The organism is Paraburkholderia sp. SIMBA_027, from assembly GCF_046535315.1.
Classification (GTDB): domain Bacteria; phylum Pseudomonadota; class Gammaproteobacteria; order Burkholderiales; family Burkholderiaceae; genus Paraburkholderia; species Paraburkholderia tropica.
This window is the reverse complement of sequence record NZ_JAWRWY010000851.1, coordinates 1-263: the sequence shown is the minus strand read 5'-3', so window position 1 is coordinate 263 and position 263 is coordinate 1. Positions and strand designations below refer to the sequence as shown.

Sequence of the window (263 nt, the reverse complement as noted above, 5' to 3'; positions counted from 1 at the left end):
ATCGAGATTCAGTCTCACGAGCTTTTCCTCGCCCTCCAGCATGCTGCCGGCCAGGCCGAAGAAGAAGTCAAGATTAGCTCGCTGGGCTGCGGCAGCTTGTCCTTGAAAATCAGCCATGTTCACCTCCTGAAAATGGATGCCCAATGCCCAGCATGTTCGGCAACGGTGACCAACTGATGAAGCGCGTCGTATCGAAGCTCCTGTGTCGGCTTCATTTTCGACACGGGCTCCGCAGGCGTATGGGTCTCAGCCGCGATTGCCCG

1 pseudogene is annotated in these 263 nt (G+C 57.0%); it reads right to left on the bottom strand.

Features of this window, described 5'->3' with window-relative positions:
• A pseudogene (locus SB764_RS41480) lies at window positions 1-117 on the bottom strand (phasin family protein); the annotation flags it as partial.
• Window positions 118-263 lie beyond the last annotated feature (146 nt).